This is a genomic window from Pseudomonas sp. GL_139_B (assembly GCF_057834475.1).
The window spans coordinates 4732115-4745921 of record NZ_CM174403.1 but is presented as its reverse complement, the minus strand read 5'-3'; the positions used below and the strand labels follow the sequence as shown (position 1 = coordinate 4745921).

Sequence of the window (13807 nt, the reverse complement as noted above, 5' to 3'; positions counted from 1 at the left end):
ACCATGCCGCAGCAATGGCCAGCCGCCGATATCGCCCGAATGATCCTCGACGGCTTTGACGATTACCGCGAGCATTTTCGTCAGATCACCGACGGCGCACGGGCGCGTTTCGAGCAGGCCCAGTGGCAGGAGACGCAAGTTGCGTCGGCTGCACGGATCAATCTCTATGAAGAGAAAGTCAGCGAAACGGTGGAACGGCTGCGCATCGCGTTCGACGCCGACACGCTGGATGTCAGTTGCTGGCCGCTGGTCAAAAGCGCGTACATCACGCTGATCGACCTGCGTTTCGACGATGAACTCTCCGAGACCTGGTACAACTCGATTTTCTGCGGTTTGTTCAGTCATGACCTGATCAGCGACGGCTGCATGTTCATCCACACCACCCGCCCGAGCCTGCGCCGGGCTCGCGCCGCACAAACCCGCACCTACAAACCTCATGGTCAGTTGTCCGGCATGCTCGCGAGCATTTTTGCCGACTACCGCTTCAGCGAGGATTACGCCGATCTGGCCGGTGACTTGAGTCGCCTCGAAGCGCAACTGCGCGAGAACCTGCCGGACTGGGTGTGCAAAGACCCGGAGTTAAGCGTCGAACTGTTTTCCTCGGTGCTTTATCGCAATAAAGGAGCGTACCTGGTTGGGCGCATCTACACCCACGACGAACAGTGGCCGCTGGTGATTCCGCTGCTGCACCGCGAAGGTCGCGGGATTCAGATCGATGCGCTGATTACTGATGAGGCGGACGTGTCGATCATCTTCTCGTTCACCCGTTCGTACTTCATGGTCGACGTGCCGGTGCCGGCGGAGTTCATTGGTTTCCTCAAGCGTATTCTGCCGGGCAAGCACATCGCCGAGCTGTACACCTCGATCGGTTTCTACAAACACGGCAAGTCCGAGTTCTATCGGGCGCTGATCAATCACCTGGCCAACACCGACGATCAGTTCATCATGGCCCCTGGCGTGCGCGGCATGGTCATGAGCGTGTTTACCCTGCCGGGTTTCAACACCGTGTTCAAAATCATCAAGGACCGTTTCTCGCCGTCGAAAAACGTCGACCGCGCCACGGTGATCGAGAAATACCGCTTGGTAAAAAGCGTCGACCGCGTCGGGCGGATGGCCGATACCCAGGAGTTCGCCGACTTCCGTTTCCCGTTGAGCAAATTCGATCCGGCGTGCCTGGAAGAATTGCTCGAAGTGGCGGCGTCCACGGTGTCGGTGGAAGGCGACACCGTGCTGATCCGTCACTGCTGGACCGAACGGCGGATGACGCCGTTGAACCTGTACCTGGAAAACGCCAATGAGGCGCAGGTGCATGAGGCACTGGAGGATTACGGCCTGGCGATCAAGCAACTGGCGGCGGCGAATATCTTTCCCGGCGATATGCTGCTAAAAAACTTCGGCGTCACCCGGCACGGTCGCGTGGTGTTTTATGACTATGACGAGATTTGCTTTTTAACCGAGGCCAACTTCCGCCATATCCCGCAACCGCGTACGCCGGAAGACGAGATGGCGTCGGAGCCTTGGTATTCGATCGGGCCGCTGGATGTGTTTCCCGAGGAGTTTCCACCGTTTTTGTTTGCGGATTCCGGGCAGCGCAAGTTGTTTGATCAACTGCATGGCGAGTTGTACAACGCCGATTACTGGAAAAGCCTGCAGGAAGCGATTCGGGCGGGCAAAGTGATCGACGTGTTCCCGTATCGGCGCAAGGGCCTCGATAACGAATAACCTCGTTTGGGCGACCACAAACCTGTAGGAGCCCGGCTTGCCGGCGATGGCGTCCGTAAGATCGCTATCGCCGGCAAGCCGGGCTCCTGCAGGGAGCAGTGGCCGTTCGAAAAATCGCGGCACTCATTTGTACCGCCAAATCTGCGACAATCGCCCCCCTGCGCCACTAGACGACTGAATTGCGTACCCGATGACCGACGAATCGCCCTCCATCGACAAACTGTTGAAAAACCTCGATCACGCCATGCTCGCCGACCGCCACCGGCTGCGGCGGCAGTTGCTTGAGCTGCGCAAGAAACCTGACGAGGCCAAGCTGGCCCTGTGGGTGACGCGGATGCAGGCGTCCTGTGATCAGGTGTTGGCGCGGCGGGCCAGCCTGCCGGTGATTCGGTACGACGACAGTTTGCCGATTGCCGCCAAGCGCGACGAAATCAAAGAGGCGCTGCTCAAGCATCAGGTGCTGATCATCGCCGGTGAAACCGGTTCGGGTAAAACCACCCAGTTACCGAAGATCTGCCTGGAAATCGGTCGCGGCCAGCATGGCCTGATCGGCCACACCCAGCCCCGTCGAATCGCTGCGCGCAGCGTGGCCAGCCGGGTGGCCGAAGAACTGGCGACACCGTTGGGCGCGCTGGTCGGTTATCAGGTGCGGTTCGAGGATCAGAGCGATTCCAACACCCTGATCAAACTGATGACCGACGGTATCCTGCTGGCGGAAACCCAGAACGACCGCTACCTCGAACGCTACGACACGATCATCGTCGACGAAGCCCACGAACGCAGCCTGAACATCGACTTCCTGCTCGGTTACCTGAAAACCCTGCTGCCGCGTCGCCCGGACCTGAAAGTCATCATCACCTCGGCAACCATCGACCTGGAGCGTTTCTCCAAACATTTCGATAACGCGCCGATTGTCGAAGTCTCCGGCCGCACCTTCCCGGTGGAAACCTGGTATCGCCCGCTGACGCTGGAGCAGGACGAAGAGGGCAACCGCGTCGAGGATGACTTGACCGTGGATCAGGCGATCCTCGCCACCCTCGACGAAATCGCCGCATTCGAACGCAGCGAACGCAAGAGCCCTGGCGATGTGCTGGTGTTCCTGCCCGGTGAGCGTGAGATTCGTGACGCGGCCGACATGCTGCGCAAGGCCCAGCTCAAGCACACCGAAATCCTGCCGTTGTACGCGCGCCTTTCGCCAGCCGAACAGCAGCGGATTTTCCAGTCGCATCCGGGGCGTCGCGTGGTCCTGGCAACCAACGTCGCGGAAACCTCGCTGACGGTGCCGGGTATTCGTTACGTGATCGACAGCGGCACCGCGCGCATTAGCCGTTACAGCTATCGCGCCAAGGTCCAGCGCCTGCCCATCGAAGCGATCTCCCAGGCCAGCGCCAACCAGCGTAAAGGTCGTTGCGGACGGGTCGAGCCCGGTATCTGCATCCGCCTCTACGGTGAAGATGATTTCATTGGCCGCCCGGAATTTACCGATCCGGAGATACTGCGCACCAACCTCGCCGCCGTGATCCTGCAGATGCTGCACCTGCGCCTCGGCGAGATCACTGATTTCCCGTTTATCGAACCGCCGGACGGCAAGGCGATCAGCGACGGTTTCAACCTGCTGCAGGAACTCTCGGCGGTGGACCGCAACAGTCAGCTGACCCCGTTGGGGCGCAATCTGGCGCGCTTGCCGGTGGACCCGCGCATGGGCCGCATGTTGCTGGAAGCGGCGAAACTCGGCAGCTTGCAGGAAGTGCTGATCGTCGCCAGCGCCATGTCGATTCAAGACCCGCGCGAACGTCCGCCAGAGCGTCAGCAAGCGGCGGATCAGGCCCACGCGCAGTGGAAAGACGTGGACTCGGACTTCGCCGGGCTGGTCAATCTGTGGCGCGGTTTTGAAGAGCAGCGTCAGGCGCTGACGGCCAGCCCGTTGCGCAATTGGTGTCGCAAGAACTTCCTGAATTACCTGCGACTGCGCGAATGGCGCGACTCGCACCGCCAGTTGAGCCTGATCTGCCGCGACATGCAGTTGAGCATCAACAAAGAACCGGCGGATTACCCGAAGCTGCATAAAGCCGTGCTCTCGGGGCTGCTCAGTCAGATCGGTCAGAAAACTGATGAAGGCGATTACTTGGGCGCCCGTCAGCGGCGTTTCTGGATTCACCCGTCATCCGGGTTGGGTAAAAAACGCCCGCAGTGGCTGATGACTGCTGAATTGGTGGAAACCACCAAACTCTATGCGCGCATGGTCGCCAAAATCGACGCTGACTGGATCGAGCCGCTGGCCGGGCACTTGATCAAGAAAAACCATTTCGAACCGCACTGGGAGAAGAAGCGCGGTCAGGTCGTGGCCTTCGAACAGATCACCTTGTTCGGACTGATCGTGGTCGGCCGCCGGCCGGTGCATTACGGGCCGATTGATCCGGTGGTGTCCCGTGAGTTTTTCATTCGTGAAGGTCTGGTGCGCGGGGAGATTCAATCCAAGGCCAAATGCCTGACGGCCAACGCGCAACTGCTGGAACAACTCGACGAACTGGAAGCCAAGGCCCGTCGCCGCGACATTCTGGCCGACGAAGAAACCCTGTTCGCTTTCTACGATGCGCGACTGCCAGCGGAGATTCACCAGACCGCGACGTTCGACAGTTGGTACAAGGTCAACAGCCAGAAAGACCCGCAGCTGTTGATCATGCGCGAAGAAGACGTGCTGGCGCGCGAGGCCAGCGAAGTCACCGCCTTGCATTACCCGGACACCTTGCACATCGGCGATCTGGAACTGGCGCTGAGTTACCACTTCGAGCCCAATCATCCGCGCGATGGCGTGACCCTGCGCGTGCCGGCGCCGTTGCTGCCGATGCTGCCGCCGGAACGTCTGGAATGGCTGGTGCCCGGTGTGATCGAAGCCAAGTGCATTGCGTTGGTGCGCAATCTGCCCAAAGCGCTACGCAAGAATTTTGTGCCGGTGCCGGACTTCGTCAAAGCGGCGTTGCAACGCATGACGTTCGCCGAGGGTTCGTTGCCTCAGGCGTTGGGCCGAGAATTGCTGCGCATGACCGGGGCGCGGGTCAGCGATGAAGCGTGGGCCGAGGCGTCGCAGCAGGTCGACAGCCATTTGCGCATGAACCTGGAAATCGTCGACGGCCAGGGCAAGTTCCTTGGCGAAGGGCGTGACCTGGCTGAACTCACCGCACGTTTTGCCGAAGCCAGCCAAGCCGCATTGGCGGTACCGCAAACCGCGAAAAGCCAGCAGCCTGTGGAGGCCAAAGTCTTTGCCGCAGTTGCCGAGAAAACCCAGCAGAAGATCGCCGGACTGTCGATGACGGTCTACCCGGCGCTGGTGGAAGAGGGCGGCACGGTCAAGGAAGGGCGTTTCTCGACGCCGGCTGAAGCGGAGTTCCAGCATCGCCGCGCCTTGCAGCGTTTGTTGATGCAACAACTGGCCGAACCGGCGAAGTTCCTGCGCAGCAAGTTGCCGGGGCTTACCGAGCTGGGCCTGATGTACCGCGACATGGGGCGTATCGACAGTCTGGTGGAAGACATTCTGCTGGCCAGTCTCGACAGCTGCATTCTTGAGGGTGAAGACCCGTTGCCGCGTGATGGCGCCGGGTTGGCGGCGTTGGCCGAGCGCAAACGGGGTGGCTGGACTGATCACGCCGAGCGTCTGGCGAAGTTGACGCTGGAAATCCTCAAGTTGTGGCATGGCCTGCAAAAACGCTTCAAGGGCAAGATCGACCTGGCGCAAGCCGTGGCCTTGAATGACATCAAGCAGCAGCTCAGTCACCTGGTGTATCCCGGTTTTGTCCGTGAAACGCCGATGGTGTGGCTCAAGGAATTGCCGCGTTACTTGAAAGCGGTCGAGCAGCGTTTTGAAAAAATCGGCGCTCAGGTGCAGAGGGATCGGGTGTGGAGCGGTGAATTGTCTGGCCTCTGGACCCAATACCAGACTCGCGCCAGCAAACACGCTCAGGAAGGCAAGCGTGATCCGCAGCTGGAGCTCTATCGCTGGTGGCTGGAGGAATACCGGGTTTCGCTGTTCGCCCAGCAATTGGGGACCAAGGTGCCGATCTCCGACAAGCGTCTGAACAAGCAGTGGACCCAGGTCGAACCGTAATACGGCCCCTTGTAGGAGCTGGCTTGCCAGCGAAGGCGGTGTATCAGTCAGCATTGATGCTGAAGCTGACGGCCTCTTCGCGGGCAAGCCCGCTCCTACAGGTAGGGTGTTGTGTCAGGTAGGTGTTTAAACCAGCAAGTAGGGCCAAACCCCAATGTTTATGGCAAACTTCGCGCCTATAAACGCCGGTTCTGCGGTTTTGAGCCCTTCAAGGTTCGGGTGAATCGGAATAAAGCGATGCCTGGTTGGCTTCCCATGACGGGAACAGACCCCTTGTGTGTTGGTACGTCGGTGCCAATACTTTCTGCCTGAACAGATTAGAGAAACAACCATGCATAACGTCGTCATCAGCGGCACTGGCCTGTACACCCCGGCCAACAGCATCTCCAACGAAGAGCTGGTGCAGTCTTTCAACGCCTACGTTGCTCAATTCAACGTCGACAACGCCGAGGCCATCGCCCGTGGCGAAGTCGAAGCGTTGACCGAGTCCAACGCGGCGTTTATAGAGAAAGCCTCCGGCATCAAAAGCCGCTTTGTCATGGACAAGGAGGGCATTCTCGATCCGCAACGCATGGCGCCGCGCCTGCCGGAGCGTTCGAACGACGAATGGTCGGTACTCTGCCAAATGGCTATCGGCGCCGCCGAACAAGCCTTGCAGCGCGCCGGCAAGACGGCCGCGGACATCGACGGCGTGATCGTCGCCTGTTCCAACCTGCAGCGCGCTTACCCGGCCATCGCCATCGAAGTCCAGGAAGCGTTGGGCATTCAGGGGTTCGGTTTCGACATGAACGTTGCCTGCTCCTCGGCAACCTTCGGCATTCAAGCAGCCACCAACAGTGTGCAACTGGGCCAGGCCCGGGCCATCCTGATGGTTAATCCGGAAGTCTGCACCGGTCACTTGAACTTCCGCGACCGCGACAGCCACTTCATCTTCGGTGACGCTGCCACGGCCGTGATCATCGAACGTGCGGACCTGGCGACGTCCAAGTACCAGTTCGACATCGTCAGCACCAAGCTACTGACCAAGTTCTCCAACAACATCCGCAACAACTTCGGCTTCCTCAACCGCACGGCGGAAGAGGGCATCGGTGCCAGGGACAAACTGTTCGTGCAGGAAGGCCGCAAGGTGTTCCGCGACGTGTGCCCGATGGTTGCCGAGCTGATCGCGACACACCTGGAAGAAAACTCGTTGAATATCAGCGATGTGAAGCGCTTCTGGTTGCACCAGGCCAACCTCAGCATGAACCACCTGATCGTCAAGAAGCTGCTGGGTCGCGAGGCCACCGAAGAAGAAGCCCCGGTGATTCTCGACACCTACGCCAACACCAGCTCTGCCGGTTCGGTGATTGCGTTTCACAAGAACCAGGACGATCTCACCGCCGGCTCGCTGGCCGTGCTTAGTTCTTTTGGTGCCGGTTATTCGATTGGTAGCGTGATTTTGCGCAAGCGTTGAGTCAAACCTTGTAGCCCTTTTCCATTGGTTGTCAGGAAACTTCCTACATTCGAAATCGGCAGGACGCTGTAGTTTTCGGAAATGATGGCAGGACTGCGCACTGTGCAGTCTTGCCATCGTCATTTTCGAAGTCTGAAGAAGGAGATTGATTGATGGCGGCTGACGACTCGCAACTGCTTGAGCGATTACTGGTCGGTGAGCAAAAGGCTTTTAAAGAATTAGTCAGCACCTACCAGAGCGCCATGCGAGCAGTGGCGTATGCGATTGTGGGTAACCGGCATGCCGACGAAATCGTCCAGGATGCCTGGTTATCGGTTGTGCGCAATCTGAGCCAATTCGAGGCGCGTTCGAGCCTCAAGACCTGGTTGTTGACCATCACCGCCAATGCGGCAAAAGGTCGATACAAACAAAACCGTCGCGAAGTACTCCTCGATGACCTTCCATCGCCCCATGGCACAATCGACGACGACCGTTTTTCTCCAAGTGACGGTCACTGGCTGGTCGCGCCCTTCGCCTGGCATCAGGACACGCCGGAGGCACTGTTGACCGAAGGCGAGTTGCGCAAATGTCTCGATCACACGTTGTTGAACCTGTCAGAGCTGCAAAGAAGTGTGTTGTTACTTCGCGAGCGCCAGGGGCTGGAGCTGGAAGAAATCTGTAATCTTCTGGACATCTCGCTCTCCAATGTTCGCGTGCTGTTGCACAGGGCGCGGTTGAAGGTCTTTGCGGCCGTAGAACATTTTGAGGACACCGGCGAATGCTGACCTGTAAGGAACAAGTAGCACGCTCCAGCGATTATCTTGACGGACAGTTGAGTTTTCGTGAGCGGCTGATGGTGCGTCATCACCTGATGTTCTGCCCTAATTGCCGACGCTTCATTCGTCAGATGCGGCTGATGCAGGCGACATTGCGCGCCATGCCCGAAGAAACGATGCCGGACGCCGATGCGCTGGCCGAACGTCTCGCAGCTGTACGTCGCAAGGACATTCCGTAGCAGGGTGTTGATGTCCGAATCTTTCTTGTTGGGGCTGTCGTTGACTTGGTCAGAGTTAGCCAAGAAGTACGTGGCGCCGAGGGTGAAGTTCTTGTCCAGCTCGTAGCTCACTTTCAACTTGCTGCCGCGCGGTAGTTGCAGTCCACTGCAACGCCGTAGAACTTGGTTTTGACGCCGGCCAACCAGGCAGTGTCCTGGTCATTGCTGGCTTCGGTGTTATTGACGTACTGACCGTATAGCGACAACGGCATTGGCAGACCGCCAATGTCCAGCTGACCGAAACCTTCGTACAGGTTGAATTCTTCGCCCGGGCTGTTGCCATTGACGGCCAGTGCACACGGTGCAGTGGTGGTGCCGGAGGTAGGGTATGCGCTGTCTTCATCGTTATCGTAGGCGTAGAGTCTTCCGCCCAGGGTCATTTTCAGATTGTAAGTGATAGCGAAGCGCCCACCCAATTGGCCTGCGTACAGACGCAGATCGTTTTTGAATTGCACGCCTTCGCTGACGATTCTTGTCTTTGTTGTTAGGCGCGTCATTGTTCTGGATAGTTTCCTGACGTAAACGCATGTCACCCTTGAATTGGGTCTTGGCAGCCCATGCCAGTTTCTGGTCGAAGGTACTCAGTTCAGTGGTTTTCTTCGCCGTTACTGCGATTTGCTCGTTGGTCTCTTGCTGAGCCTGTCGAGCGATTTGCTGGTCTTGTTCCTTGGTCAGTTCGGCTTGCAGTTCGCTGTACTGGGCGTTAGTAATCCAAGATGACGATAAAAAGTCTGTTTGGACACGCTCTTCAGAGGACTGATGGCGAAATGCGGGTATGGAATGGGCGTGGGATCGGCGTGGAATGGGGTGTGGAATAGGTTTCGTTAAGCGATACTCGCGAGGCTTTTACGTAAGAAAGTGGAGAGGAAGTTGATGCCGCTGCAACGTTTGGAAAAGCTTTCGGCAATTGCACCGCATACCTGGGACGCGCTCGTGCCTGAGCGTCAGCCATTTCTGCGCCATGCCTTTCTCAGTGCCCTGGAAGACAGCGGCAGTGTCGGTCCGCATTCCGGCTGGCAACCCGAGCATCTGTTGCACGTCGAGGGTGATCGACTGATCGCCGCACTGCCCAGTTACCGCAAGTGGCATTCCTATGGCGAGTACGTGTTCGATCATGCCTGGGCGGATGCCTGTGAGCGGGCCGGCATCGACTATTACCCCAAATTATTGACCGCCGTGCCCTTCAGTCCCGTCAGCGGCCCGCGCTTGCTGGCGGCCAGCGTCGAGGACGGTTTCGAGCTACTTAAAAGCCTGCCGGGCTACCTTGAGATCGAAGCGCTTTCCAGCGCTCACATCAACTTCACCGACCCGTTCACTGACGCGGCACTGGTCGAACAGCCCGGCTGGTTGCAGCGAATTGGCTGTCAGTATCACTGGCAGAATCGCGGCTATCGGGACTTTCAGGATTTTCTCGATGTCTTGAGTTCACGCAAACGCAAGCAGATGCGCAAAGAGCGTGAGCAAGTCGCGGGACAGGGCATTGATTTCGAATGGCTTGAAGGTCGACAGCTGGATCAGGCTCAGTGGGATTTCGTCTATGCCTGCTACGCCAATACCTACGCGGTGCGTCGACAAAGGCCTTATTTGACGCGCGAGTTTTTCAGCCTGTTGGCCGAGCGCATGCCGGAATCGATTCGTGTGGTGCTGGCCAAACAAGGCTCACGGCCGGTGGCCATGGCCTTCAGCCTGGTGGGCGGCGACAGTTTTTACGGTCGTTACTGGGGCTGTCTGGCGGAGTTTGATCGGCTGCACTTCGAGACTTGTTTCTATCAAGGTATGGATTATGCGATTGCCAATGGCTTTAAACGTTTCGACGCTGGAGCCCAAGGCGAGCACAAATTGATTCGCGGGTTTGAACCGGTGATCACCCATTCCTGGCATTACTTGCGTCACGCGGGTCTGAAGGCGGCGGTCAAAGACTTCCTGCAACAAGAGCGCGTTGGGGTGTTGGCGTATGCAGAGGAGGCGAGGACCGCCTTGCCTTACCGGCAAGACTGATCCTCGTCTGGGGCTTTAAGTGTCTTCTTTGCCCAGCCAGCGATAAGTTATGCCGCCAATCACTGCGCCCAACAGCGGTGCAACCCAGAACATCCACAACTGTTGAATCGCCCAGCCACCGACGATCAGTGCCGGCCCGGTGCTGCGCGCCGGGTTGACCGAGGTATTGGTGACCGGGATCGAGATCAGGTGGATCAGGGTCAGACCCAGGCCGATGGCGATGGGCGCAAGTCCTGCCGGAGCGCGCTTGTCGGTGGCACCGAGGATGATCAAGATGAACATCGCCGTCATCACCAGTTCACAAACAAACCCTGCCGCCATGGAATAGCCGCCGGGGGAGTGTTCGCCATAGCCGTTGGAAGCCAGGCCGCCGGCCAGGTCGAAACCGGGTTTGCCGCTGGCAATGAAGTACAGCAACGCTGCGGCAATCACCCCGCCAATCACCTGGGCAATGATGTAAGCCGGCAGCTCCTTGGCCGGAAACCGCCCGCCGACCACCAGTCCCAGCGACACTGCCGGGTTGAGGTGACACCCGGAGATATGGCCAATGGCGAACGCCATGGTCAGCACGGTCAAACCAAACGCCAGGGACACCCCCAGCAAACCGATCCCCACATTCGGGAAGGCGGCGGCCAGCACTGCACTGCCACACCCCCCCAACACCAGCCAGAACGTGCCTACCAACTCTGTCGCTGAACGTTTGAATAGAGACATGAGAGCGTGTCCTTTCGAATTTTTACTGCCTATCGCATCCAGTAGATGGACTGCAGAACCATCTCCAGAACCTTGGCTGAGTACAGCAGGGTTTTTAGAGAATTCCAGTGCCCATAGAAAACCGCCAGAGCCCGTGGTTGAGAGGCTGCGGCGGTTTTTTGGAATGTTGAAGATCTCCCTGTGGGAGATGAACTCCTGTGGGAGCGAGCTTGCTCGCGATAGCGGTAGGTCAGATACATCTATTTCGCCTGACCCACCGCCATCGCGAGCAAGCTCGCTCCCACAGGGGTTATGGCGATTACAAGACTCAATCGATTCCTACGAAGCCGCCAGTCTGGTGCTTCCACAACCGTGCATACAACCCGCCATGGGCCAGCAGTTCGGCGTGGGTGCCGGCTTCGGCGATCTTGCCGTTTTCCAGCACCACCAGGCGGTCCATCCGGGCAATGGTCGAGAGGCGGTGGGCGATGGCGATCACGGTTTTGCCCTGCATCAGGGTTTCCAGGCTTTCCTGGATCGCCGCTTCAACTTCCGAATCGAGGGCCGACGTGGCCTCGTCCATGATCAGGATCGGCGCATCCTTGAGCAGTACGCGGGCAATCGCAATCCGCTGACGCTGACCGCCTGACAGTTTCACTCCGCGCTCACCGACATGCGCATCGAAACCGCTGCGGCCTTCGGCATCCGACAATAATGGGATGAACTCGTCGGCGCGGGCCTTGTGCACCGCTTCCCAGAGTTCGGCGTCGGTCGCGTCGGGTTTGCCATATAGCAAATTGTCGCGGATCGAGCGGTGCAGCAGCGACGTGTCCTGAGTGATCATGCCGATACGTTCTCGCAGGCTCTCCTGGCCAACTTCAGCGATATTCTGGCCATCGATGAGGATTCGTCCTCCCTCCACGTCATACAGGCGCAGCAGCAGATTGACCAAGGTTGATTTGCCGGCGCCGGACGGGCCAATCAAGCCGATCTTTTCACCCGCTTTGATGTTGAGATTGAGGTCGCCGATGATCCCGCTCTTCTTGCCGTAGTGGAAATCCACGTGCTCGAAACGCACTTCACCCCGGGCGACGGCCAGCGGCTTGGCTTCATTGCGATCCGTCACGCTGACCGGCTGAGAGATGGTCTGCAAGCCGTCCTGAACCATGCCGATGTTTTCGAAGATGCCGGTGACCACCCACATGATCCAGCCGGACATGTTGACGATGCGGATCACCAGGCCCGTGGCCAGGGCAATGGCGCCGACGGTGATCAGCGACTGCGTCCACAGCCACAGGGCCAGGCCGGTGGTGGTGACGATCAGCAAGCCGTTCATGCTGGTGATGACCACGTCCATACTGGTGACCACACGGCCGGCCAGTTGCGCCTTGACCGTCTGTTCTTCGATGGCTTCCTTGGCGTATTGCTGTTCGAAGTTGGTGTGGGCGAACAGCTTCAGCGTGGTGATGTTGGTGTAGCCGTCGACGATCCGCCCCATGAGTTTGGAACGCGCATCGGAAGACACCACCGAACGCTCCTTGACCCGTGGCACGAAGTAATAAAGCGCCCCCATGTACGCAGCGATCCAGCTCAACAGCGGGATCATCAGGCGCCAGTCGGCTTCGGCAAACAACACCAGCGAACTGATCGCGTAGATCAGCACGTGCCACAGCGCGTCCACCGCTTGCACCGCCGAATCGCGCAACGAGTTGCCGGTCTGCATGATGCGCTGGGCGATGCGCCCGGCGAAGTCGTTCTGGAAGAAATTGAGGCTCTGTTTGAGCACGTAACTGTGGTTCTGCCAGCGGATCATGCTGGTCATGCTGGGGCTCAGGGTCTGGTGCACCAGCAGGTCATGCAGGCCGACGAATACCGGGCGCAGGATCAGCGCTACCACTGCCATCCAAGCCAGTTCGATGCCGTGTTCATTGAAGAAATTGACGTTGGGTGTGCCCTGGGCGAGGTCGATGATGCGGCTCAGGTAACTGAACAGCGCCACTTCGATCAGCGCGCCAAACAGGCCGACGATCAGCAAGGCGGCGAAACTCGGCCAGACCTGCTTCAGATAATAGGTATAGAAAGGGAGAACCCGATCCGGCGGAGCCGCCGTCGGTGCATCACGAAAGACGTCGATCAGTTTTTCAAAACGGCGATAAAGCATCAGTTCTCCGCCCGCGCACGGGCTCTCCTTTGAACAGTGTGAGCGGCGCCGCGGGCCGGCAACCGCTCAAGGCTTCCTGTGTAGCTTAGTCGATGACCTTGGCCGACTTGATGAATACAGGATCGGCGGGCACGTCTTTCATGCCCATTTTGGTGGTGGTCGGGGAGTTGACGATGACGTCCACCACGTCCATGCCTTTCACGACTTTACCGAACACGGCATAACCGTCACCGCTGTCGAGGAAATCGTTGTCCTTGACGTTGATGAAGAACTGGCTGGTGGCCGAATCCGGATCGGAGGTGCGGGCCATGGACAGCGTGCCACGGACGTTATGCAGACCGTTTTTGGATTCGTTCTTGATCGGAGCTTCGGTAGGCTTTTGCTGCATTTGCTGAGTGAAACCGCCGCCCTGGATCATGAAACCCGGTATGACTCGGTGGAAAATGGTGTTGTCGTAGAAGCCTTTGTTGACGTAATCAAGAAAGTTCTTGGTACTGATCGGCGCCTTGACCGGGTCCAGTTCGATTTCGATTTGGCCGTTGGTAGTTTCCAGCAGAACGTGCGGCGCTTTGGCAGGCGTCGCAGCCATCAGGTTGGCAGCAAACAGTACGGAGCCGGCGACGAGGGCGATTTTCTTTAGCATGG

9 protein-coding genes and 1 pseudogene are annotated in these 13807 nt (G+C 58.5%); 6 read left to right on the top strand and 4 right to left on the bottom strand.

Annotated features, from left to right (window positions below; all coding sequences use genetic code 11):
• Nucleotides 1-3: 3 nt before the first annotated feature.
• The 5 genes from aceK (at nucleotide 4) to AC3ISI_RS21655 (ending at nucleotide 8271) form a co-directional block, all read left to right on the top strand.
• Nucleotides 4-1722, top strand: a complete 1719-nt coding sequence (gene aceK, locus AC3ISI_RS21675) for a bifunctional isocitrate dehydrogenase kinase/phosphatase (protein WP_489333729.1) — start codon at nucleotides 4-6, stop codon at nucleotides 1720-1722.
• 190 nt (nucleotides 1723-1912) lie between these two features.
• Nucleotides 1913-5824 carry an ATP-dependent RNA helicase HrpA gene (gene hrpA, locus AC3ISI_RS21670; protein WP_489333728.1) on the top strand — a complete coding sequence of 1304 codons (3912 nt, stop codon included), beginning with the start codon at nucleotides 1913-1915 and terminating at the stop codon, nucleotides 5822-5824.
• 331 nt (nucleotides 5825-6155) lie between these two features.
• Nucleotides 6156-7277: a beta-ketoacyl-ACP synthase III gene (locus AC3ISI_RS21665; RefSeq protein ID WP_489333727.1), complete on the top strand. Its 1122-nt coding sequence runs from the start codon at nucleotides 6156-6158 to the stop codon at nucleotides 7275-7277.
• 149 nt (nucleotides 7278-7426) lie between these two features.
• A complete protein-coding gene (locus tag AC3ISI_RS21660) occupies nucleotides 7427-8041 on the top strand; it encodes an RNA polymerase sigma factor (RefSeq protein ID WP_489333726.1) in 615 nt (204 codons plus the stop codon).
• Entirely contained in the window at nucleotides 8035-8271 is a 237-nt protein-coding gene (locus AC3ISI_RS21655; protein WP_489333725.1) for an anti-sigma factor family protein, read from the top strand. The genes AC3ISI_RS21660 and AC3ISI_RS21655 overlap by 7 nt, the downstream gene beginning before the upstream one ends.
• Here the strand turns inward: AC3ISI_RS21655 and AC3ISI_RS21650 are convergent.
• A pseudogene (locus tag AC3ISI_RS21650) lies at nucleotides 8272-9126 on the bottom strand (hypothetical protein); the annotation flags it as partial.
• Between the two features lie 57 nt (nucleotides 9127-9183).
• Here AC3ISI_RS21650 and AC3ISI_RS21645 point away from each other — a divergent pair.
• On the top strand, nucleotides 9184-10308 hold the full coding sequence (locus tag AC3ISI_RS21645) for a GNAT family N-acetyltransferase (protein ID WP_489333724.1): 1125 nt from the start codon (nucleotides 9184-9186) through the stop codon (nucleotides 10306-10308).
• A gap of 15 nt (nucleotides 10309-10323) precedes the next feature.
• Here AC3ISI_RS21645 and aqpZ read toward each other — a convergent pair whose 3' ends face one another.
• The 3 genes from aqpZ to AC3ISI_RS21630 form a co-directional block, all read right to left on the bottom strand.
• Nucleotides 10324-11022, bottom strand: coding sequence for an aquaporin Z (gene aqpZ, locus AC3ISI_RS21640; RefSeq protein ID WP_489333723.1), 699 nt, complete (start codon nucleotides 11020-11022; stop codon nucleotides 10324-10326).
• A gap of 307 nt (nucleotides 11023-11329) precedes the next feature.
• The gene (locus tag AC3ISI_RS21635) at nucleotides 11330-13162 is read right to left on the bottom strand and encodes an ABC transporter ATP-binding protein (protein WP_489333722.1); all 1833 of its coding nucleotides are present in this window, start codon (nucleotides 13160-13162) and stop codon (nucleotides 11330-11332) included.
• An 85-nt stretch (nucleotides 13163-13247) separates the two neighbouring features.
• On the bottom strand, nucleotides 13248-13805 hold the full coding sequence (locus AC3ISI_RS21630; protein ID WP_489333721.1) for a peptidylprolyl isomerase: 558 nt from the start codon (nucleotides 13803-13805) through the stop codon (nucleotides 13248-13250).
• Nucleotides 13806-13807 lie beyond the last annotated feature (2 nt).